Genomic DNA, 21,847 nt, shown 5'->3' with positions numbered 1-21,847 from the left:
TCTTAAAAAGTTCTATTTTTGCAAGAATAATAGAACGTAACACAAATATATAAATTGTTTCTTATTTAAAGGAATTAAATAGAAACAAGGTTTTTAACAACTGATTATGAAGTCTCAAGACATTCGAAAAACTTTTTTAAACTTCTTTGAAGAAAAAAAACACAGCATTGTGCCCTCTGCACCAATGGTTTTAAAAGATGATCCAACCTTAATGTTTGTCAATTCTGGTATGGCACCTTTTAAAGAGTTTTTCCTCGGAAATGCTCAGCCAAAGAACAATCGTATTGCAGATACTCAAAAATGTCTTCGTGTGTCTGGTAAACATAATGATCTTGAAGAAGTAGGTTATGATACGTATCATCACACGCTTTTTGAAATGCTTGGAAATTGGAGTTTTGGAGATTATTTCAAAAAGGAAGCTATTGCCTGGGCTTGGGAGTTGTTAACTGAAAAGTTTGGTATCGATAAGGATATTCTTTACATTACTGTTTTTGAAGGTAGTGATGATAAGGATAACCTGTCTATGGATCAGGAGGCTTATGATTTCTGGAAAGCTTTTATTCCTGAAGATCGCATTCTTATGGGAAACAAGAGTGATAACTTCTGGGAAATGGGAGATCAAGGTCCTTGCGGACCATGTAGTGAGATCCATGTTGATATACGTTCTGATGAGGAAAAAGCAAAAGTTGACGGAAAATCTTTAGTCAATATGGATCATCCACAAGTGGTTGAGATCTGGAACTTGGTATTCATGCAATACAATAGAAAAGCTAATGGAACTCTGGAGAATCTTCCTGACAAGCATATCGATACTGGTATGGGGTTTGAGCGTCTTTGTATGGTATTGCAAGGTGTTCAGTCTAATTATGATACCGATGTCTTTACACCAATTATTCGTGAGATTGAGACCATAACAGATAAAGATTACGGAACAGATGAAAAGATAGATGTCGCTATTCGTGTGATTGCTGATCATGTTCGTGCTGTTGCTTTTTCTATAGCCGATGGTCAACTTCCGAGTAATACAGGAGCTGGTTATGTTATAAGACGAATTTTACGTCGTGCCGTTCGCTACGGATTTACATTTTTAGATAAAAAAGAACCCTTTATTTACAGATTGGTTGAGGTGCTCGTTAAACAAATGGGAAAAGCCTTTCCAGAGTTAAAAGCACAACGTCAATTGATTGAGAATGTGATCAAGGAAGAGGAAAGTTCATTCTTAAGAACCTTAGATCAAGGTTTGGTGCTTTTAGATCGTATTATTGAAAATTCAAAAAGTAAAGAAATTTCAGGAGCAAAAGTATTTGAACTTAAAGACACTTATGGTTTTCCTGAAGATTTAACCGAATTAATACTCAGAGAAAAAGGGTATCAATACAACAAAACCGAATTTAAAAAACATCTAGACAATAGAAAAGGAGATGGTAGAAAAGCTACAGCTGTTAAATTTGACGACTGGACGGTTTTAATTGAGGATGAAGAACAAGAGTTTATAGGATATGATGCTTTGGAAGCTCAGGTTAAAATTGCAAAGTATAGAAAAGTAACCTCAAAGAAGGATGGTGAGCTTTATCAGTTGGTATTTAATATCACACCATTTTATGCCGAAGGAGGCGGGCAAGTTGGTGATAAGGGATACTTAGAAGATGCTCACGGTGATGTGGTGTATATTATTGACACTAAAAGAGAAAATAATGTATCGGTTCATTTTGCTAAAAACCTTCCAAAGGATGTCAATGGAACATTTAAAGCCTCAGTTGACGCTAAACAACGATACAGAACAGAATGTAATCACACAGCAACCCATTTACTACATCAAGCGCTTCGTGAGGTTTTAGGAACACATGTTGAGCAAAAAGGATCTGCAGTGCACTCTAAGTATTTACGATTTGATTTTTCACATTTTTCAAAGTTAACTGTTGAAGAATTACGTGAGGTTGAGAATTTTGTCAACAGACGTATTGATGGAAAATTGCCACTACAGGAGAAACGTAATATTCCAATGCAACAAGCTATCGATGAAGGTGCTATGGCGCTTTTTGGCGAAAAGTATGGTGATACGGTTCGTGCGGTACGTTTTGGGCAATCCATTGAGTTGTGTGGTGGTACACATGTTCAAAACACAGGAGATATATGGCACTTTAAAATTGTATCTGAAGGCGCAGTTGCAGCTGGTGTTAGACGTATTGAAGCTATTACTAGTGATGCTGTAAAAGAATTCTATTACGATAATAACAGAGCATACTTTGAAATGAAAGATCTGCTCAATAATTCTAAAGAACCTGTCAAAGCATTACAAAATCTACAGCAGGAAAACACGAATCTTAAGAAACAAATTGAGAGTTTATTAAAAGAAAAAGCCAAATCTATTAAAGGCGATTTAAAAAGTGAACTCACTACTATTAATGGTGTTCAATTTTTAGCTAAGAAATTAGATTTAGACGCTGGTGGTATTAAAGATTTATGTTTTGAATTAGGAAGCCAGTTTGATGATTTATTTCTGCTATTTGGAGCAGAAAATAATGGTAAAGCAATCTTGTCTTGTTACATTTCAAAAGAAATTGTAGCGAATAAAGATCTTAATGCAGGAACTATTGTAAGAGAACTTGGTAAACACATCCAAGGAGGAGGTGGCGGACAACCTTTCTTTGCGACAGCAGGAGGTAAACATCCGCAAGGTATTGAAACGGCTTTAATGGCTGCTAAAAATTATTTAAAATAAATTGTGTCTCACATTGTCACACTGAGCGCAGTCGAAGTGTGGGTATCGATAAGCAAATAGGATGAATCTTCAAACCAACATACCCCTTCCTCAACAACAGTATGATCAAATTGATTATCATTCTAAACTCGTATTGTTGGGTTCTTGCTTTGCTGAAAACATTGGCGAAAAGTTTGAATACTTCAAGTTTCAGAAGCTACAAAACCCCTTTGGAATTTTGTTTCATCCTTTGGCTATTGAGCGATTAATTACCAATGCCATCAATGAAAAAGTATACACAAAAAATGACATTTTCTTTCATAATGAACAATGGCATTGTTTTGATGCACACTCCAAACGGAGTCATAGTAGCGAAGATCAACTCCTAAATGATCTAAATGCTCAAATCAAGACTACGCATCAATTTTTAAAAGAGACCACGCATGTCATTATTACTTTAGGAACGGCTTGGGCTTATCGTTTCATAGATACAGATACAATTGTAGCAAATTGTCATAAAGTTCTGCAGAAACAATTTTTAAAAGAATTATTATCTGTTGAACAAATACGAGCGTCTCTCGATGCTATTATAAGTTTGATTAGGGGTATTAATCCTGAAGTGTCTTTTATATTCACCGTATCTCCAGTAAGACATATTAAAGACGGTTTTATTGAAAATACGCAGAGTAAATCTCATTTGATAACTGCAATTCATCACATTGTAGACCCGAGACATCAGTGTTACTATTTTCCGTCTTATGAAATTATGATGGATGAGTTACGCGATTATAGATTTTATAATCCTGATATGATCCATCCTAATCCTATTGCAGTTCAATATATTTGGGAGCGCTTTCAACAGGTTTGGATGTCATCGGATGCTCAAACCACAATGAAAGACGTCGAGGAGATTCAAAAAGGGTTAACACATAGACCTTTTAATCCAGAATCTGATGCGCATCTTACTTTTCTTCAACAATTAGAAACGAAGAAAACCCTTTTAAAATCAAGGGTTTCTCACATTACATTTTAAAAATACGACATTTGCCGTATTGTCTTGCCCTGTCTTAAAACGCAACTTTGTCTCATTATTAACCACAAAATTAATCAACAATGAGAAATTTAAGACAATTCATGTTACTTGTAATGACAGTTTCATTAGTAACATTCACATCATGTTCAAGCGATGACGATGGAGGTGCTCCAGGTAGTGCTGGTTCAGGCGTATTAGCTGCTAAAGTAGATGGAACTTCATTTCAATCTTTAGAAATATCATCATCGGCTACAGTAGCAAATGGAGGTCAAAACTTAATCATAATTGCTTCTAATAGTGATGGTAATGCCTTTGCATTTACCATATTGGGTTATGATGGTGTAGGAACTTACCCTTTAGGTGGAGGTGCGAATATTTTTAACTCTGGGTCTTATACAGAAACAGATGTCGATTTAAATAATCCGCAAAACTCTACAACAGAAATCTGGCAAGCGCCATATGATGATACTATGGTGGGTGAATTTAGAGTGTCTGAAGAAACCGACACTAAAGTAATAGGAACCTTTGAGTTTACATGTAAAAATGTAAATGGTGACCAATCTGTAAAAACAATCACAGAGGGTTCATTTAACTTGAATAAACAAGTAAACTAAACATTACAGTTAGTATGAAAACGCTATTAATTCAAATGAAGAGCTTAGTGACGGTTGCGCTTATTTTTGGCGTAACCTCATTATATGCTCAAAAAGCAGAGACTCCAGATCAGAGTTATGATTTGGGAGCAAAGATAAATGAGATGACCATCACAGAAGGAGGAACTGTTGTGGTTGCAACAAATGACGGTTTAGTTGGAATTAAACCAGGTCAAGATGGATTACTATTTAATTTTACAGATTATGGCAGAGTTAAGCCAGAAGAGCTTACGTTTATACCACAAGCACCTTACGTTATGGTGGGGCAAACTGGATTTGCAAATCTTTCTTCAAAAAAGGCGGTTATAGACTACATGTCTGGAAAGATACTGTTTACAACAGAATCTAAAGGTTGGAAAAACGTAATGACATGCAATATTATAATGCCAGAAAACAAACTTATTGTAAGTGGTTTTCAAAAAGGAGGTGGAAAAGCGGAAAGCGTTACGCCTAAAGTAGCTGTTTATGATTTAGTTACAGGCAATGAAGATTACGCTTTTTTTCTGATAAAACCTGGTAAAGTATCAATGAAGTATTTTGCTGTTACAGGACGACCACTATTGTTAAACGATAAATTACTCATACCTACTAGTCAGGGAGTAATAGCAAAATCTAAGTCGGGTGAAACACTTTGGGAGAATAAAATCAAAAATGTGAATTGGATGACAAGTGATGCATCTGAAAAAGATATATATGCCTTTGCAGCAACGGCTAATGGGAAAAATACCAGAATATATAAACTAAATTCTAATGGGAGCGAAGCTTGGTCTGAAGAAAGAAAAGTGAAAGGAAGTGTATCTAACTTTCAAATTTTACCTCAAGGATTGGCAGTAGTTAGTGATGTTGCAGATTCAGGGAAGAAAGGTTTAGCTAAATTGGCAGCAAGTAGAGCTGAATCAAAAATAACGATGTTTAGTGCCAGCACTGGAGAAGATCTTTGGGAAAAGGCGCCAAAAACGAAAGGTTATGTCCAACACTTTTATATCATGGATGATGGTATTCTCTTCGGAATAAAAGAAGGTGGTATAAATAAAATTTCTTACGATGGTCAAACACTATTTAAGAAGCCCTTAAAGACAGGAGAAAATATTTTAACTATGGCTCAAACATCTCAGGGCTTAATTTATATCACTTCTGAAGATGCTAATATAGTTAATCTCAAGACAGGTGATCAAGTATGGAAAAAGCCTTTAAAGTTTAAAAGAGCTGATGTTGTAAGTTCAGATTTAGATAAAACCCACAATAATTTTTTAATTAGTGCTGATGATAAATTATTTGCAATCAATGCAGATTCTGGAGACTATAAACTTTTAGCTGAATTGGATTTTGATGGAAAAGAGGATCCAACATCTGTTGAAGTTAGAGATAATGGGATTCTTTTAACATCATCACAAAATATGATGATGCTAGATTGGGATGGTGAAACCCAATGGCACGAATACTACAGAGCACCAGGTAAAAGTGCTTTTGGAGCTATTTTGGCTGGAGTAACAGCTGTAGCCACAGCTGCAGTCGCTTCAAGTGCTTATCAAGTGGCAAATCAAAATAGAAATATGTTAGGTAATTATACAACCACTGGTCAACGATATGCTAATTTAGGAAATGGAATGGCTGCTGCAACTGGAGCTTCGGTAGCAGAGATGCTTAAACGTTTTAAAGCCACTGCTGCTACTCAAAATTCTCAATTTGTATTAACAAAATTAGACGATGGCGTTGGTTTAGTTAAGCTAAATAAGGATAGCGGTTCAAAAGAAAAAGAGATCATATTAAAAGATAAAAAACCTGATTATCAAGTTGATGAGTTTGGAGGCTATTTGTATTACAAGGCAAATGATAGAACTATCTATGCTTACAATCTTAATAATTAAATCTTGTTGTTGAGATTATGATTAGGCGTGATTTTTTATAAGATTACGCTTAATCTTTTTTAATTGCTTCTTGTCGAAAAAAACTTACATCATAACCATTAAATTCTATATTCGCATTGCTATTAATCAATTTTTTAAAAGAGCGTCAGTTAATTTTGTTGTCCCAAAAAGGCCTATCAAATCTGATGCTTTTTTTATGCCTTAAAGTGAAGTTTGTTTTCAGAAGCTTCTCTACAAATTCTATTTACTTTATCTATTGCGAATTAATGATATTACTGAAAAGTAGTATCTTGAAGATGCTATTAATTAATCCTTTTTAACATGAGACCTGCATTTTTATTTTTTTTGTGCATCGTAAATGCTGTAAGTTACTCACAAAATCTTGATAGTCTTTTAACTGTTGCTAGAGAGACAAAAAATGATTCTGCTAAAATCAGGATGTTAAATAAAATAGCATTCAGCTATATTTTTAATGATACTAAGAAGGCAATAGAGGTGATTAATGAAGGTAAAACATTAGCTAAAGCAGCCCAATTTAATTTTGGATTAACAGAACTTACTAATACACATGGTATTTATATGGATGTTACTGGTAAATCTGATTCTGCAGGATATTATTTTAAAAAGGCACTCAAAATGAGTCGTGATTATAAATTTGATATCATAGAGTCTATGTGTGTTAATAATTTGGGGATGTATCATTGGAACAGGGCTAATTATGATGAGGCATTGAAGTATTTTTTTGAAGCTCTAAAAATGAACGAGGAAAAAGGTGATGAAAAGTCTACATCAGTATCTTTAAATAATATTGGTCTTATTTATCAAGAAATGAATTTTAGTGAAAAAGCATTGGAGTATCATAAGCGATCTCTCGTAATTAGAGAGAAATATGATATGCAAAATGAACAAATTACATCCTTAAATAATATTGGAATTAATCTTAAAGATCTTGGGAGAACAGACGAGGCAATTTTGATTTATAAAAAAGGAATTGATCTGGCTAAACGAAAAAATAATTTGATCGAATATTATAAACTACTCGATAATCTTGGTAATGCCTATAATGAAAATGGGAATCTTAATTTAGCACTTCAAACCTACCTCAAAGCTTTGAGCAAACCAGAGGACTATGATTCTGAACAAAAATCAGAATTAATAACACTAAATAATATTTCAGCATTATATAACGAAATGAACCAACCTCAAGTAGCTTTAAACTATGCCAAAAAAGGCTTTGAATTGGTAAAACTCTATCCCGAAATTGAGCTTATTTCTGCCGACTTACATTTAACCTGTGCAGAGAGTCATTACATGCTTAATAATTTTTCAAAAGCAAGAATGCATAGACAAAACTTTCTCACATTGAAAGACTCTGTTTTTTCTAAAAACAATGCTGATGCTATTGCAGATTTTGAAATTAAATATGAAACTGAAAAAAAAGAACGTGAAATTTTAGTTCAAAGAGCTGAAATTGCTGAGCAAGAATTAACCATCCAGAAACAAAATTATCAGCTATATGGTTCAATAGGATTTGCTTTACTATTAGGACTTTTGGGTTTTTTGTTCTATAATCAGCAAAAACTCAAAAATAATCAACTCCTTAAGGAAAATGAACTCAAGGACGCGCTCTTAAAAATAGAAACTCAAAATCGTTTGCAGGAACAACGACTCAGAATTAGCAGAGATCTACACGACAATATTGGAGCCCAACTGACTTTCATTATTTCCTCTATTGATAATTTGAAATATGGTTTTGATATCAAGGATGATAAATTGAATACAAAACTCAATACAATAAGTCAGTTCACAACATCAACTATTTATGAATTGCGGGATACGATTTGGGCCATGAACAAAACCGAAATATCAGTTGAAGATCTTAAATCCAGAATATCTAATTTCGTTGAAAAAGCAAATTTAGCCTCAGATGATATGAGTTTTAAGTTTAATTCTAATTCTTCAAAAGTGGAACACTTAAAATTCACCTCTGTTGAAGGAATGAATATCTATCGTATCATTCAGGAAAGTATCAATAATGCAATTAAATATTCTGAAGGAAAGCATATTTCCGTAGACTTTGACATAAGAGAGGGTTTTGTATACGCTTCTGTCAGCGACGATGGTAAAGGATTTGATATGACTAAAGTCGAGTTAGGAAACGGTCTAAATAATATAAAAAAACGTGCTCATGATATAGGCGCAGAGATTGAACTGAATTCTGAAATAAATGCAGGAACACAGATGTCTTTAAAGATAAGAATTGATTAAATACGTCATAAAGCGTATCGTTTCTTTATTGCTGAAATTGTAACTTTCTAAATCAAAATATAAATGATATGAGTATTAAGATAGCCATTGTAGATGACAATACCTTTTTAATAAATACCATTAAGGAAAAACTATCTTTTTTTGATGAGTTCAATTTGAAATTTACTGCAATGAATGGGTCTGATTTAATGATTAAATTAGAAGATAATCATCATTTGGATTTGATCTTAATGGATATAGAAATGCCAGTACTTAATGGTATTGAAACTACTGAAATAGTCAAACAAAAATATCCACATATTAAGATTATTATGCTTACTGTGTTTGATAACGATGAGCATATTTTTAATGCAATAAAAGCTGGAGCAGATGGTTATTTACTCAAAGAAATTAATGCGAAAGATTTACACGATGGTATTTTAGAGACACTCAATGGAGGCGCAGCGATGAATCCCTCAATAGCGCTAAAAACTTTGAAGTTACTTCGCAACCCGTTGAGTATAGAAAATGAAAAAGATAAAGAAGATATTAAATTAACAAATCGTGAAACTGAAGTTTTAGAACATTTGAGTAAAGGACTCAATTACATTCAAATTGCTGATAACTTGATTCTTTCAAAAGGTACAGTTAGAAAGCACATCGAAAACATTTACAAAAAACTACAAGTGCATAGTAAGCTTGAAGCGGTACAAAAAGCAAAACGCAATAATCTTATTTAACTCTCACACTTTTAGGAACCAATTTGGTGTAATCGCCATCATTCCTAATCACATCTCTCACAATTGAAGACGAAATGTATGACGTGCTAGCTGCAGTTAATAGAAATACCGTTTCTATAGGAGCCAAATCTCTGTTGGTATGTGCAATAGCCTTTTCAAACTCAAAATCGGCAGGATTTCGTAAGCCTCTTAAAATAAATTCTACATTATTTTTTTTACAAAAATCAACAGTCAGTCCTTTGTAAGTAACCACTTTTACTTTAGGTTCATCTTTAAACGCATCTTCGATAAATTGCTGACGTTCTTCTATTGAGAACATATACTTTTTATCTGCATTGATACCTATAGCTACAATAACTTCGTCAAAAAGTTTCACGCTACGTTCAATAATATCGTAATGGCCTAAGGTTATAGGATCAAAAGATCCAGGAAAGATTGCTCGTTTCATAGTTGGAGTGTAAAACCAGGTTTGTTAGTTACGTATTCAAAGATACTTAATATTATTGGAGTGCTTCTTCAATAGCATTTTCAAACAATTCACTCAGACTAATGCCTGCTTGTGCAGCTTGTTGTGGTAAAATACTAGCAGTGGTTAAGCCAGGGACAGTATTGACTTCAAGAAGATGAGGTTCACCATCTTTAAAAATGTATTCACTTCGGCTAAATCCTTTTAAACGGAGTACTTCATAGACTTTTTTGGCAATAATTCTAACTTTTTCAGCTTGGTTGTCATCAATTCTTGCTGGAGTTATTTCTTGGGATTCTCCTAGATATTTTGCTTTGTAATCAAAGAAATCATTGTCTGTGACGATTTCAGTAATTGGTAACACCTTAACCTGTCCGTTGTAAGTAATCACACCTACAGATACTTCAGTGCCATCTAAAAAAGATTCAATTATAATTTCATCATCTTCTTTAAAAGAATCGTTAATTGCCGTTTTGAGATTTTCTTTCTTATAGACTTTACTAATTCCAAAACTACTTCCAGCTCTATTGGCTTTTACAAAACAAGGTAAGCCAACTTTATCTACAATAGCATCTTCATTTATATCATCTCCAAGATTTAAAAAATAAGATTCGGCAGTTTTAATTCCATAAGGCTTTAAGGCACTCAAGCAGTCTCTTTTGTTGAAGGTAAGCGCTGCCTGATACATATTACAACTCGTATGAGGTATATTAAGCAATTCAAAATATCCTTGCATCATACCATCTTCGCCAGGTGATCCATGAATGGCATTAAACACACAGTCAAAACTTACCTTAGTACCATTTACTCTGATGGAAAAATCATTTTTATCAACAGGAAACTCATCGTTCTGTTCATTAACAAAAACCCATTTGTCTTTGAATATCTGTATGCGGTAGGGGGTATACTTAGACTTGTCTAAAGTATCATAAACTACTTGTCCGCTTTTAAGAGAAATTTCATATTCACTAGAAAAACCTCCCATAATGATGGCAATATTTTTTTTCATAATTTTTACCGAAAAGATAGTATCCTGTTTTAATTAGATTGTTAAGCAATATAGTTGCTCATTATCAGTTAAGCTAAAATACCAAATAAACCCATAAAAAAAACGCTTTCGTTTTTATATATTTGTCGCAGTATAAATTTATAACATGAGCCTCGTACAGTTTCTTAAAAGCAAAACATTTTTCAAACAGCTAGCATTAGCTGCTGTTGCGTTAGTGCTCATCATTTTTTTCACCATGCAATGGTTAAATAGTACAACTAATCATGGTGAGTTTATCAAAGTGCCTAACCTCAAAGGAAAAACATTAGAAACTGTTCAGATTGAATTGGACGATAATGATTTGGTTATGGAAATTCAGGACTCAGCCAATTACAATCCGAAATATCCAAAATATTCTGTAATAGAACAGTATCCAAAAGCAGGAACTCAGGTCAAAGAAAATCGAAAAATATACCTCACCTTAAACCCATCGGGCTATCGTAAAGTTGCTGTGCCAAATATTGTACGAAGAACATTTCGACAGGCAAAACCAACATTGGAAACTTTAGGATTTGTTGTTGGAGATGTGACTTATGTAGATGATATAGGAAAAGAAGAAGTCATTGCTATCAAACACAAAGGTAAAACGATTAAAGCAGGCGTATTACTCCCATTAACTTCAAAAATCGATGTTGTTTTAGGAAACGGAAAACGAGGATCGAACTAAAAAAATGACCACAGAACATACATCAGGAGATCAGAATGACGATGAGTTATTCGAGCACCATGCTTTTACAGTAGATAAAGGTCAGGCACCACTTCGTATTGATAAATACCTAATGAATCGTATTGAGAATGCCACACGTAATAAGATACAAACGGCAGCAAAAGAAGGAAGTATTTATGTCAATGATGTGCAGGTCAAACAGAATTATAAAGTCAAACCTTTTGACAAGATTCGTGTGTTATTTGAGCATCCGCCTTATGAATACTTGTTGACACCTGAAGATATTCCATTAAATATCGTTTATGAAGATGATGCACTTTTAGTTATCAATAAACCTGCTGGTATGGTTGTACATCCTGGTCATGGGAATTATTCGGGCACCTTAATCAATGCTTTGGTATTTCATTTTGAAAATTTACCTAATAACTCCAGCGAGCGACCTGGTTTGGTACATCGAATTGATAAAGATACTAGCGGATTACTTGTTATTGCTAAAACCGAACAAGCTATGACTCACCTGTCTAAACAGTTTTTTAATAAAACTAGTGAGAGAGAATACGTAGCATTAGTTTGGGGAAATGTTTCTGAAGATGAAGGTACTATTGAAGGTCACATTGGTAGGCATCCAAAGAATAGATTACAGAATACTGTTTTTGAAGGTGATGATCAGGACAAGGGTAAACCTGCTGTAACACACTATAAGGTGATTGAACGTTTGGGTTATGTCACTTTGGTATCCTGTAAGCTCGAAACAGGTCGTACACATCAGATACGTGTACACATGAAACATATTGGTCATACACTTTTTAACGATGAGCGCTATGGAGGTGAGCGTATTTTAAAAGGGACTACGTTCTCAAAATACAAGCAGTTTGTAGATAATTGTTTTAAGATTTTACCACGACAAGCATTACACGCTAAGACCCTCGGATTTAAACACCCAGTAACAAGAGAACAGTTAAGTTTTGATTCACCTATCCCAGACGATATGCAGCAGTGTATCGAAAAATGGCGAGATTACGCAAAGCATCAAGATAAAATGTAATTATTTTATTGTTACTATTTAAAAAATGCTATTTTTGTTTTGAACCATTATTTATAAAGGTATGAAAAGAAGGAACTTTATAAAAAAAGCAGGTCAGACGCTATTAATAACGTCTGTTGCTAGTATTGTTGGAATCTCTGTAACATCTTGTTCTACAGATTCTGACGACGATTCAATGTTTAATGATGGCTATTATGATGACGGATATTACGACGATGGGTACTATGATGATGGATATTACGATGATGGTTACTATGATGATGGTTACTATGATGACGGATATTACGATGATGGTTACTACGATGATGGCTACTATGACGATGGTTATTAGTATGAGCAGTCAATAACTTGAGTTAGCGATACAATATAAAATTCGAGATACAAGGTGTTTTTTAAGTTATGCTGTCAAGTGTAATTTGAAAAACACTTTTAGTTATGGCCGTATGTATTAAACTGTCACCATTCTATGAATGATAAAAAGCAATAAAAATGAACACTGAAAAAAGTGCTGTAGCAGATTCGATACTTGTCTATAAAAGTTATGGTGGTATAGGTGATATTTTCTTTACCTTGCCATCAATATACATGTTGAAACAGCAGTTTAAGACAATTACTTTTGCTACACAACCGCGTTTGGTCAACTTATTTCAAACTCATTTAAAAGGTATTTCAGTTATTGATGAAAATTCTGTTGATGAATCTAATTACGATACAGTTATAGAATTAGGTAATTATCCAAGGTTCAATAATGACCTTGAGAAACGACCACAAATAGTTTATCATACACATAAAAAAGTCAAGCAGCATTCTATTGAGCATTATAAAGATGGTATCGTAGCAGAGTTTCCTCATATAAAAAAAACTAACGAGAGGTATCCTTATTTTGATAAAGTTGAAGCCTCTGAGTTGTATTACACAATTCATCCAGGTGCTGGGTTTTTATTAAAAGCATGGCCAATTGACTACTATGCAGAGCTCATTGAACTTATAAACGAATGTTATCCATATCTTAAAGCTAAGATCATTATTGGTCCCAATGATCCTAATCCAGAGCCACATTTTAAAACCTCTAATTTGAATTATGAATTAGTTACAGGTGATATTGATGAGGTGGCCTTAGCAGTTTCTGGAGCACAATTTCATATAGGGAATGATGCAGGAATCACGCATTTAGCTGGAGCTTTTAATATTCCAATTTTGACCATTTATGGACCAACAGGTCCTGGTTCTTGGGGAGCTTTCTCTGAACATGTGGAACTTATCTGGGGAAAACGAGGTAATTGTTCTTTACGATGCAACTACAATGTCATTCTAAACTGCGAGGATAGAGTTTGTCTTAATAATGTGAAGCCGTCTAAAATGATGTTTTATTTAATGAAACTTCTAAATCGGATTTTAAATGAGACTTCCAATATGTATATGTTAAACCCAGATTATCAAATTCATATTGAAGACGATAGTTTTATTTTTAAAAGTCATGAAAACGAATACCTCATTGAGATAAGTGACCTAGACAGTAGAACGTTTATGTTAGATCACGTTAAGCAAATACCTTTCGATATTAAGCACATGCCATCACAGTTCAAATCTGTATTTGATGCCATGCTTCAATTACATCTTTTTGCCGCTATTCCTGAGTTTATTTCTAAGGTTAAAAGTTAATATTCCATGATTAATTTAGATAATGTTACCTTATTAGGAATAGATTGCGTAAATATTGATAGACTTATTTATGCCTCTCAGATTTCACAAAAGGAAATTAATTTTAAGTCGGTTAAATTATTATCCCATCTTGATTCAAAACATGAAAGTGTTGTTAAGATTCCTAAAATTGATTCTATAGAAGCTTATAGTCAATTTGTGATTGAGGAATTACATAAATATATTGAAACGGAGTTTGTTCTAATCATACAATTTGATGGTTATGTTCTTAATCCTCAGGCATGGACAAGTGATTTTCTTAATTACGACTATATTGGAGCTCCATGCAATTGGGGAATTGGAAATGGTGGATTTAGCTTGAGATCTAAAAAGTTGTTGAAGTTGTTGGCAAATGATCAACACATTAAAGAACATCATCCGGAAGACATTCAAATTTGTGTTACTTATAAATCGTATTTAGAGTCCAAAGGCATCAAATTTGCGACATTAGACATAGCTAGGCAATTTTCGGTAGAGAATGGTATTTGGAACCAACAGTTTGGTTTTCATAATGCAGATATTTCCAACTGGGATATTAATCGTTTTGCAGATCCTCAATTACACTCAAGTTATATAGAAAGATTTAATAAAAACTACGTGGCTAATGCTATAAAATTAACCTATATCGTGCATTTTTATATCGAAGACTCTAAAGTAGATCCTATTTCAGAATTGATTCAGATTTACAGTAGTTATGATGTAGATCTTTTAAAGAAAATACATTTTGTTTTTGTAGATGATCATTCAAAGGCGGAAATTCGAATTCCTGAAGACATCAATTTGAATTATACTTTAGTAAGAGTACGTGACGATATTACCTGGAATCAGGCTGGAGCAAGAAATTTAGGTGTAAAATATGCCAAGTCTGAACGTATAATCTTAACCGATTTAGACTTAACGTTTCCTGAGGTTTTATTTGAAAAACTTGTTGATTTCCATCCACCAAATAATTCGATTTTTAAGTTCAATACATTTTCGGGTATGGTTAGAACTGAACCTCATTTCAATGTATTCTTTTTAACACGAGATGTATTTATGAGAACAAAAGGAGTTGATGAAGAGTTTAGTGGTCGTTATGGATATGAAGACGTATTTTTCTACTTCTTAAACAAAGCATTGGGTGTAAAGTTTTATTTGTTTCGTCATCATAATATTGTGCACAGAGAACATAGAGAGAATACTGAAACGCAACATAACCCACTTACCAGAAACATGGATTATAACGAAGCGTTATTTGAACGGAAAATGGATATTATAAAAGCCTCAGATAATCCTTTAGACGCAAGAAGTGATGTATACCTCAATTTCGAATGGGATGTCATTCAGGAGCATAGCATGGCATAATTTATTTTACTTATAGTTCTATTGATATATTTAAAATACTTAAGTTGAAAATTCACCTGTAGTGTTGTAAATTTGACATAAATTCTCAACATATGAAGCTTGTATTATCTCCAGCAAAATCTTTAGACTACGATAGTAAATTACCAACTACTAAAACCACAGAAGCTTGTTTTCTGAATGAAGCTCAACGGTTGAATAAATTACTGAAGAAAAAATCGGCTAAAAGTTTGTCTAAACTCATGCACATTTCTGATAATTTAGGTCAGTTAAATTACGAACGTAATCAAGAGTGGAGTTTGCCTTTTACAAAAGATAATGCCAGACAAGCAGTGTACGCTTTTAGTGGTGATGTTTACAGAGGTCTGGATGCCTACACTATTGATACCAAGAAATTGGATAAGCTTCAAGATACTGTAAGAATTATTTCAGGTTTGTACGGTTTACTTAAACCCTTAGATCTAATACAGCCTTACCGATTGGAAATGGGAACCAAGTTTCCGGTAGGTAAAAATAAAAACCTCTACGAATTCTGGAAAAAGCAGGTGACTCAAGCCTTAAATGAAGAGTTAGATGATGAAGAATTGTTCTTGAATTTAGCAAGTAACGAGTATTTTAAAGCTATTGATACAAAGGCATTAAAAGTACCAGTGATTAACATTAAGTTTCAGGAGTTAAAAGATGGTAACTACAAAACCATTGCTATATTCTCGAAACTGGCAAGAGGTTTGATGACCAGATATATCATAGATACAAATGCTAAGACCCTCGAAGATGTCAAAGGTTTTGACTATGAAAATTATCGCTACACTGAAGCACTCTCTTCAGATACAGAGTTAGTATTTACAAGATAATTACTTCTTTTTATTAGGATTGATTTTATCTTCAGTTCTTGGTCGCTTTTTTATACGTGGTCGTCTTACTCCAAAGGTACCTCTGTGAATTTTACCTCGTTTGGATTTTCTATCGCCTTTTCCCATGGATCTTTGTTTTAAGTTGATTATATTTTAAGATAACTAATTTTTGAAACTTTACTTTAGTATTTTTAGGCTTTAATCTTAATTTAACATATGCAGTATTATTTAATTATTGCGCTTCAGGTGTATTGCGTTTATCATTGGTATAAGAACAAAAATGACTACTACTGGGTGTTCTTAATTATCTTTTTGCCAGTAATTGGGTGTATTGTATACCTCATTACACAAGTCTATAATAAGCGCGATGTAGATAAAATGCAGGAAGAACTCACAACCATCATAAATCCCACAAAGAAAGTTAGAGACCTTGAAAAAGCACTGGAATTTTCAGAAACATTCCAAAATAGAGTGAATCTGGCAGATGCCTATTATGATATTAAAGATTTTAATCATGCGATTAAGCATTATGAAGATGCTATTGCTAAAGATTTTCATAATGATAAGCATGTCATATTTCAACTTATAAAATCCTATTTCTTTATTGATAATTATCAAAAGGTTATTTTTTATGCTGAAAAAGTAAAAGATAATACCGATTTCAAAGGATCAAAAGCACAATTTTTTTACGGTTTATCTCTGGATCATATTGGAGAAGCAGAGCAGGCTGAAATTCAGATTCGACAGATAGATCAGCGGTATTCAAATTATGAGGAACGTTTACATTTAGCACAGTTTTTAATTGCTAAAGGCAAGGTTTCGGAAGCTAAAGACCTATTGAATGAGATCTATATTGAATCGCAGCATATGACAACTGTAAACAAACGAAAATACAGAACAACCATTAAAGAAGTAGAGCAACTTTTAAAAACGATATAAGTGTTTTTTCATAAGCATCCTTATCAACCTTTTATACATCAGGACACCATCAAGCTTATCGTTGGCACATTGCCACCTCCGCGTTTTAGCACTGGAGACTTGCTGGAGAAAGATGTTGATTTTTGCTACGGAAGTTACTACAATTCACTTTGGTTATTCATTGACGAAATTCATCAATTAGGATTGCGTTATGATAATTCTCAAGCAGCTATTAATGAACGTAAACAGTTTTTAATGAAGCACAAAATTGGCGTTTGTGATATTGTTGAAAGTGCAGAACGTCAAAAAATTGATGCTTCAGATTTGGGAATGATAAATATTAAGCTTAGAAACGTAGTAGGTTATTTGAAACAATTTCCAACAATAGAAACCATTTTATTTACAGGAGGAAATAGTAAAAACGGACCAGAATATTTCTTCCGAAGACATCTAAGAGATTACAACAAAACACTGGAACTTTTATCTAATGAAGTGCCAAGAGTTCATCAGTTTGAATTAGAAGGACGCCTTATAAAAACAGTATCGTTAACATCGGGTTCGGGAGCCGCAAATATTTCTATTAGTCGTTTGCCCTTGTACAAACAACTCAAAGCACAACACCCTGAATTTAATACCTTCGACTTTAGAGTTCTACAGTATCGGGAGTTTTTATAATTAAGATAAATTTGTAACTTTTGAAAGAGATTCAGGAAAAAGCATATGAAAAAAGCACTACAAGTATTAAACGGTATCGCATTGGTAGCAACTATTATTATGAATTATTTGTCTAATACTGGGCAAATGAATAATACGACCATAGGAGAGGTGTCTGGAAGATTAAGAAGCCTATTCACACCAGCAAGTTATGCGTTCTCAATTTGGGGAATTATTTATGTGTTACTCATCGGTTTTATCATCTATCAAGGGCGTAGTCTGTTTGTAAAGGTTAGAGATGACGATTTTATACTGAAAATAGGTTGGTGGTTTATTATATCATGCATTGCTAATAGTCTTTGGATTGTAAGTTGGCTCTATGAATATATAGGCTTATCCTGCTTTTTTATTTTTCTACTATTATTTTCGTTGCACAAAATTGTATGGAATAACCGTATGGAATTGTGGGATGCACCAATTTCTGTCATTGCATTTTTATGGTGGCCATTTGTAATTTACAGTGGCTGGGTGACTGTGGCAAGTATAGCAAATGTGTCTGCCTATTTGGTGAAAATAGATTGGAGTGGTTTTGGATTGTCTCCTGTGTTTTGGACCATTTCAATGATTGTTATTGCCACACTACTAAATTTGATTATTACATGGAAACGTAACATGCGAGAATTTGCTCTAGTCGGTGCCTGGGCGTTAGTTGCCATAGGTATTGCAAATCAAGATACAGAAAACAGTATTGCTTATATCGCATGTATTGCTGCAGGTGTGTTAGTATTGAGTAGTGGTGTTCACGGATTTATAAATCGTAACACAAATCCGTTTTTAAAGTTCAGGCAGTTTAGCTCTAAATAATTTTTCAGGGTTTATAGTTTTTATAATAAAACTAAGCTATCGAATAAATTAGCCCTACCTTTGTCAGCAATATAAGAATGACACTAAAATTTAGAAGGTCATTTACCAAACTAATTTTATGTCATTTCAATCTTTAGGCTTATCTGATGCCTTACTAAAAGCAATTAGTAAAAAAGGATACACTACACCAAGTCCTATTCAGGAGAAAGCAATTCCACCCGTTTTAGAAGGACGCGATGTATTGGCATCGGCACAGACAGGAACTGGAAAAACTGCTGGATTTACATTACCCCTTTTACATTATTTATCTGAAAATCCTAAGGCAAAATTCAGACCTATTCGCGCATTGATCTTAACACCAACACGTGAGCTTGCTGCTCAGGTATATGAGAGTGTTATAGCATATAGTGAGTTTTTGGATATTAGAAGTGCTGTCATTTTTGGAGGTGTGAATCAAAAACCACAGGTTGCTAAACTAAGACGTGGTGTTGATGTATTAATTGCTACTCCAGGTCGATTACTCGACTTAGAAAATCAAAACCTGTTATCTATTAAACGTGTTGAAGTATTTGTTTTAGACGAAGCAGATCGTATGCTGGACATGGGATTTCTAAGGGATATGGAACGCATCATGAAACTAATGCCAGAAAAACGTCAGAATTTGATGTTTTCAGCTACGTTTTCAAAAGATATCAGAAAGCTAGCTAATGGTATGCTCAATCAGCCTGTTAAAGTAGAAGCTACGCCTGAGAATACAACAGTAGAAGCCATCTCACAAAAAGTGTATCGTGTGGCTAAAAACAAAAAGACAGGTTTAATCATTAAGCTCATTTCCGAAGGCAACTGGAAACAGGTGTTGGTATTTACAAGAACAAAACATGGAGCTAATCGTTTAACAAAAAAGATGATTTCTGCAGGAATAAGTGCAGCGGCAATACATGGTAATAAAAGTCAGGGAGCAAGAACTAAAGCACTTGCAGGTTTTAAGAATGGAAGTGTTCGTGTGCTTGTAGCTACAGATATTGCAGCTCGCGGATTGGATATTCCGTTATTGCCACATGTGGTTAATTTTGAACTGCCTAATATTTCTGAAGATTACGTGCATAGAATTGGTAGAACAGGACGAGCAGGAGCTGATGGTCAGGCAGTATCTCTGGTTAGTGCAGATGAGACGTCGTATTTAAAAAACATTGAAAAGCTAATTGGAGAACAAATAGGCGTGGATATTGTTGAAGGCTTTGAGCCTGATCCCAATGCCTCTACAGAACCAATAAAGCAAGGTCAAAACAGACGACCACGAAACGCCAGAAATTCTGGATCTAAAAGTTCTGGAGGACACAGAAATAAGCGTAATAATTCCAGACGTCGTAACGATAGAAGAAGTTAAGAAAGCATATATGTCTCAGCCAAATAATCCGTTACATGGTGTGAAACTAGAGCAAATCGTTACCGAATTGCAAGCTCATTATGGTTGGGAATACATGGGTTACCAGATCAACATTCGGTGTTTTACACATGATCCTTCTATAAAATCTAGTTTGAAGTTTTTACGACGAACACCTTGGGCACGAACCAAAGTGGAGCAGATGTATTTGACAATGCTTAAAAATAAGCAATAGTAATTAGCGTTCTCTAAAAAAGTAAATAGAGTTATTTTTATCAAACTCGGTAGGTCTTTCTGAACCGCCAAATCCTATAGCCATATGCATTTTATTCTCGTTTTCAAACTCTACAATTCCAAGTATTCGATTTGATTGGTTAGTCTCAAGAATAGTGACTATAAAATCGAGTTCCATTGGTTTGGTCTCTCTATTAAGCACATAGGTCATTTTTGCTTTTTTTCCTTGTGTGTTATATTCTTTACCACCAATTTTTTGATCTCCAGTTTCAAACATAGCATAGCCTTCGCTGTCAAACAAAACAAATCCTATATCGCCTTTGTCTTCACCTTTCCATTTACCTATGATACTGTGTTCTGTTTCTACGGAATGAAAAGCAAATAAAGGAACGATACATAATAACAACACTAGTTTTTTCATAATAAGCTGTATTTATAGTCTTCTAAAATTAGTTATAATTTTTTAAACTCTAATTTGAGTGTGTCTTTATCGTCGTTTTGCTCTGTTTTGTCTACAGTTTTTCTTCAGCAATAAAAGAAGGAAGTTTTTTGTCTTTTTTCTTATTGAGATAACGTCTTAAGACACCTCCCTTTACACTATTAACATCAAACTCAACAATAAACGCATCATCATCTATACGTGATATGATTCTGTAGATCTTTTTTATATCAATACGATTGATGATGGTGTGGATGATGTCGAAATCCTGAAATTCGCCAGTGCTGCCAAAACCTCTTCTTCCCTTGTATATGGTCATTCCAGCACCTAGTTCTTTGATGATAGCAACTTTAATTTCTTCATAGTCTTTAGATACAATAGTCACACCAATAAAGTCCTCAAAACCTTCTATAACCAAATCGGTTACTTTTGCTGTAACAATGTAAGTGAGAATAGAATACATGGCTATTTCCGTAGAAATGAGAATAGCAGTAATGGCAAATAAAATCACATTGAACACCAAAATGACCTTGCCAATACTAATGCCAAACCTATCATTTACAAATACACCTAAGATCTCTGAGCCATCTAAAACAGAACCATTTCGTATAGCAATTCCAATTCCTGCTCCTAGGAATAATCCACCAAAAATAGAGATGAGGAATTTATCATTAGTTATGGTTTCAAAATTTTCAAAGTGAATAAATAGAGCTAATCCTAAAATACTGATGACCGATTTTATAATAATACGTTTAGAGACTGTAAAGTATCCCAGAATTAAAAAAGGAATACTAAAGGCAATAAGCAAGTATGAAATATTAATATTTACAAAGCTATTTACTAAAAGTGCAATACCAGTAACACCTCCATCCATAAAGCCATTAGGTAGTAAAAATGCTTTTAAACCAATGCTGGCCAATACAATCCCTAAAGCAACTTGAAAGTACTCTGAGAGAAGTTTGAAGTATTTGGTTCGTTTGGATTGCATTT

Annotated in this window: 22 protein-coding genes; 17 read left to right on the top strand and 5 right to left on the bottom strand. The window is 33.9% G+C overall.

All coding sequences use genetic code 11. The annotated features are described in order from the left end of the window. The first annotated feature begins 106 nt into the window (after positions 1–106). The 6 genes from alaS to Q0951_RS11850 all read left to right on the top strand — a co-directional run bounded on the left by alaS (position 107) and on the right by Q0951_RS11850 (position 9,242). Positions 107–2,722 carry an alanine--tRNA ligase gene (gene alaS, locus Q0951_RS11875; RefSeq protein WP_299337141.1) on the top strand — a complete coding sequence of 872 codons (2,616 nt, stop codon included), beginning with the start codon at positions 107–109 and terminating at the stop codon, positions 2,720–2,722. A 61-nt stretch (positions 2,723–2,783) separates the two neighbouring features. Beyond that, entirely contained in the window at positions 2,784–3,734 is a 951-nt protein-coding gene (locus Q0951_RS11870) for a GSCFA domain-containing protein (RefSeq protein ID WP_299337139.1), read from the top strand. Positions 3,735–3,814: 80 nt separating this feature from the next. After that, positions 3,815–4,348, top strand: coding sequence for a DUF6252 family protein (locus Q0951_RS11865; RefSeq protein ID WP_299337137.1), 534 nt, complete (start codon positions 3,815–3,817; stop codon positions 4,346–4,348). A 14-nt stretch (positions 4,349–4,362) separates the two neighbouring features. Continuing rightward, positions 4,363–6,255, top strand: a complete 1,893-nt coding sequence (locus Q0951_RS11860) for a PQQ-binding-like beta-propeller repeat protein (protein ID WP_299337135.1) — start codon at positions 4,363–4,365, stop codon at positions 6,253–6,255. 321 nt (positions 6,256–6,576) lie between these two features. Next, on the top strand, positions 6,577–8,523 hold the full coding sequence (locus tag Q0951_RS11855; protein ID WP_299337133.1) for a tetratricopeptide repeat protein: 1,947 nt from the start codon (positions 6,577–6,579) through the stop codon (positions 8,521–8,523). 68 nt (positions 8,524–8,591) lie between these two features. After that, entirely contained in the window at positions 8,592–9,242 is a 651-nt protein-coding gene (locus tag Q0951_RS11850) for a response regulator transcription factor (RefSeq protein WP_299337131.1), read from the top strand. Here the strand turns inward: Q0951_RS11850 and coaD are convergent. Together coaD and Q0951_RS11840 are read right to left on the bottom strand one after the other, a co-directional pair. Continuing rightward, the gene (gene coaD, locus Q0951_RS11845; protein ID WP_299337129.1) at positions 9,235–9,690 is read right to left on the bottom strand and encodes a pantetheine-phosphate adenylyltransferase; all 456 of its coding nucleotides are present in this window, start codon (positions 9,688–9,690) and stop codon (positions 9,235–9,237) included. The genes Q0951_RS11850 and coaD overlap by 8 nt on opposite strands. A gap of 52 nt (positions 9,691–9,742) precedes the next feature. After that, positions 9,743–10,717 (bottom strand): D-alanine--D-alanine ligase, encoded by a 975-nt coding sequence (locus Q0951_RS11840; protein WP_299337127.1) that lies wholly within the window; start codon positions 10,715–10,717, stop codon positions 9,743–9,745. A 145-nt stretch (positions 10,718–10,862) separates the two neighbouring features. On the opposite strand from Q0951_RS11840, the gene Q0951_RS11835 reads away from it, so the two are divergent. The 6 genes from Q0951_RS11835 (at position 10,863) to yaaA (ending at position 16,364) form a co-directional block, all read left to right on the top strand. Then, entirely contained in the window at positions 10,863–11,423 is a 561-nt protein-coding gene (locus Q0951_RS11835) for a PASTA domain-containing protein (RefSeq protein WP_299337125.1), read from the top strand. A gap of 4 nt (positions 11,424–11,427) precedes the next feature. Further along, positions 11,428–12,468 (top strand): RluA family pseudouridine synthase, encoded by a 1,041-nt coding sequence (locus Q0951_RS11830; protein ID WP_299337123.1) that lies wholly within the window; start codon positions 11,428–11,430, stop codon positions 12,466–12,468. Between the two features lie 61 nt (positions 12,469–12,529). After that, positions 12,530–12,799, top strand: a complete 270-nt coding sequence (locus Q0951_RS11825; protein WP_299337121.1) for a hypothetical protein — start codon at positions 12,530–12,532, stop codon at positions 12,797–12,799. A 158-nt stretch (positions 12,800–12,957) separates the two neighbouring features. After that, positions 12,958–14,130 carry a glycosyltransferase family 9 protein gene (locus tag Q0951_RS11820; protein WP_299337119.1) on the top strand — a complete coding sequence of 391 codons (1,173 nt, stop codon included), beginning with the start codon at positions 12,958–12,960 and terminating at the stop codon, positions 14,128–14,130. Positions 14,131–14,136: 6 nt separating this feature from the next. Continuing rightward, the gene (locus tag Q0951_RS11815; protein WP_299337117.1) at positions 14,137–15,513 is read left to right on the top strand and encodes a DUF5672 family protein; all 1,377 of its coding nucleotides are present in this window, start codon (positions 14,137–14,139) and stop codon (positions 15,511–15,513) included. Between the two features lie 92 nt (positions 15,514–15,605). Then, positions 15,606–16,364 (top strand): peroxide stress protein YaaA, encoded by a 759-nt coding sequence (gene yaaA, locus Q0951_RS11810; RefSeq protein WP_299337115.1) that lies wholly within the window; start codon positions 15,606–15,608, stop codon positions 16,362–16,364. Here the strand turns inward: yaaA and Q0951_RS11805 are convergent, their stop codons facing one another. Then, positions 16,365–16,490 carry a 30S ribosomal protein THX gene (locus Q0951_RS11805; RefSeq protein ID WP_299337113.1) on the bottom strand — a complete coding sequence of 42 codons (126 nt, stop codon included), beginning with the start codon at positions 16,488–16,490 and terminating at the stop codon, positions 16,365–16,367. A gap of 90 nt (positions 16,491–16,580) precedes the next feature. Here Q0951_RS11805 and Q0951_RS11800 point away from each other — a divergent pair, with 90 nt between their 5' ends. The 5 genes from Q0951_RS11800 to Q0951_RS11780 all read left to right on the top strand — a co-directional run bounded on the left by Q0951_RS11800 (position 16,581) and on the right by Q0951_RS11780 (position 20,419). After that, entirely contained in the window at positions 16,581–17,303 is a 723-nt protein-coding gene (locus Q0951_RS11800) for a hypothetical protein (protein WP_299337111.1), read from the top strand. After that, positions 17,304–17,957, top strand: a complete 654-nt coding sequence (locus tag Q0951_RS11795) for a uracil-DNA glycosylase family protein (protein ID WP_299337109.1) — start codon at positions 17,304–17,306, stop codon at positions 17,955–17,957. A 45-nt stretch (positions 17,958–18,002) separates the two neighbouring features. After that, entirely contained in the window at positions 18,003–18,800 is a 798-nt protein-coding gene (locus Q0951_RS11790; protein ID WP_299337107.1) for a tryptophan-rich sensory protein, read from the top strand. Between the two features lie 118 nt (positions 18,801–18,918). After that, the gene (locus Q0951_RS11785) at positions 18,919–20,187 is read left to right on the top strand and encodes a DEAD/DEAH box helicase (protein ID WP_299337105.1); all 1,269 of its coding nucleotides are present in this window, start codon (positions 18,919–18,921) and stop codon (positions 20,185–20,187) included. Positions 20,188–20,197: 10 nt separating this feature from the next. After that, positions 20,198–20,419 carry a VF530 family protein gene (locus Q0951_RS11780; protein ID WP_299337103.1) on the top strand — a complete coding sequence of 74 codons (222 nt, stop codon included), beginning with the start codon at positions 20,198–20,200 and terminating at the stop codon, positions 20,417–20,419. Between the two features lie 3 nt (positions 20,420–20,422). Here Q0951_RS11780 and Q0951_RS11775 read toward each other — a convergent pair whose 3' ends face one another. Both Q0951_RS11775 and Q0951_RS11770 read right to left on the bottom strand, forming a co-directional pair. Then, entirely contained in the window at positions 20,423–20,839 is a 417-nt protein-coding gene (locus Q0951_RS11775) for a hypothetical protein (protein WP_299337101.1), read from the bottom strand. Between the two features lie 91 nt (positions 20,840–20,930). Then, entirely contained in the window at positions 20,931–21,845 is a 915-nt protein-coding gene (locus tag Q0951_RS11770; RefSeq protein ID WP_299337099.1) for a YitT family protein, read from the bottom strand. Between the last annotated feature and the right edge of the window lie 2 nt (positions 21,846–21,847).

The organism is uncultured Psychroserpens sp., assembly GCF_947501425.1.
GTDB lineage: Bacteria > Bacteroidota > Bacteroidia > Flavobacteriales > Flavobacteriaceae > Psychroserpens.
Note: the sequence above shows the minus strand (reverse complement) of the source record. Positions and strands in the feature narration are given on the sequence as shown.

Excerpts from the sequence above, each read along its gene's own strand:
- Q0951_RS11770 (WP_299337099.1), bottom strand. The coding sequence starts at position 21,845 with ATGCAATCCAAACGAACCAAATACTTCAAACTTCTCTCAGAGTACTTT.
- coaD (WP_299337129.1), bottom strand. The coding sequence starts at position 9,690 with ATGAAACGAGCAATCTTTCCTGGATCTTTTGATCCTATAACCTTAGGC.
- yaaA (WP_299337115.1), top strand. The coding sequence starts at position 15,606 with ATGAAGCTTGTATTATCTCCAGCAAAATCTTTAGACTACGATAGTAAA.
- Q0951_RS11775 (WP_299337101.1), bottom strand. The coding sequence starts at position 20,839 with ATGAAAAAACTAGTGTTGTTATTATGTATCGTTCCTTTATTTGCTTTT.
- Q0951_RS11790 (WP_299337107.1), top strand. The coding sequence starts at position 18,003 with ATGAAAAAAGCACTACAAGTATTAAACGGTATCGCATTGGTAGCAACT.
- Q0951_RS11870 (WP_299337139.1), top strand. The coding sequence starts at position 2,784 with ATGAATCTTCAAACCAACATACCCCTTCCTCAACAACAGTATGATCAA.
- Q0951_RS11785 (WP_299337105.1), top strand. The coding sequence starts at position 18,919 with ATGTCATTTCAATCTTTAGGCTTATCTGATGCCTTACTAAAAGCAATT.
- Q0951_RS11865 (WP_299337137.1), top strand. The coding sequence starts at position 3,815 with ATGAGAAATTTAAGACAATTCATGTTACTTGTAATGACAGTTTCATTA.
- Q0951_RS11805 (WP_299337113.1), bottom strand. The coding sequence starts at position 16,490 with ATGGGAAAAGGCGATAGAAAATCCAAACGAGGTAAAATTCACAGAGGT.
- Q0951_RS11835 (WP_299337125.1), top strand. The coding sequence starts at position 10,863 with ATGAGCCTCGTACAGTTTCTTAAAAGCAAAACATTTTTCAAACAGCTA.
- Q0951_RS11840 (WP_299337127.1), bottom strand. The coding sequence starts at position 10,717 with ATGAAAAAAAATATTGCCATCATTATGGGAGGTTTTTCTAGTGAATAT.
- Q0951_RS11860 (WP_299337135.1), top strand. The coding sequence starts at position 4,363 with ATGAAAACGCTATTAATTCAAATGAAGAGCTTAGTGACGGTTGCGCTT.
- alaS (WP_299337141.1), top strand. The coding sequence starts at position 107 with ATGAAGTCTCAAGACATTCGAAAAACTTTTTTAAACTTCTTTGAAGAA.
- Q0951_RS11850 (WP_299337131.1), top strand. The coding sequence starts at position 8,592 with ATGAGTATTAAGATAGCCATTGTAGATGACAATACCTTTTTAATAAAT.
- Q0951_RS11815 (WP_299337117.1), top strand. The coding sequence starts at position 14,137 with ATGATTAATTTAGATAATGTTACCTTATTAGGAATAGATTGCGTAAAT.
- Q0951_RS11800 (WP_299337111.1), top strand. The coding sequence starts at position 16,581 with ATGCAGTATTATTTAATTATTGCGCTTCAGGTGTATTGCGTTTATCAT.
- Q0951_RS11780 (WP_299337103.1), top strand. The coding sequence starts at position 20,198 with ATGTCTCAGCCAAATAATCCGTTACATGGTGTGAAACTAGAGCAAATC.
- Q0951_RS11825 (WP_299337121.1), top strand. The coding sequence starts at position 12,530 with ATGAAAAGAAGGAACTTTATAAAAAAAGCAGGTCAGACGCTATTAATA.
- Q0951_RS11820 (WP_299337119.1), top strand. The coding sequence starts at position 12,958 with ATGAACACTGAAAAAAGTGCTGTAGCAGATTCGATACTTGTCTATAAA.
- Q0951_RS11855 (WP_299337133.1), top strand. The coding sequence starts at position 6,577 with ATGAGACCTGCATTTTTATTTTTTTTGTGCATCGTAAATGCTGTAAGT.
- Q0951_RS11830 (WP_299337123.1), top strand. The coding sequence starts at position 11,428 with ATGACCACAGAACATACATCAGGAGATCAGAATGACGATGAGTTATTC.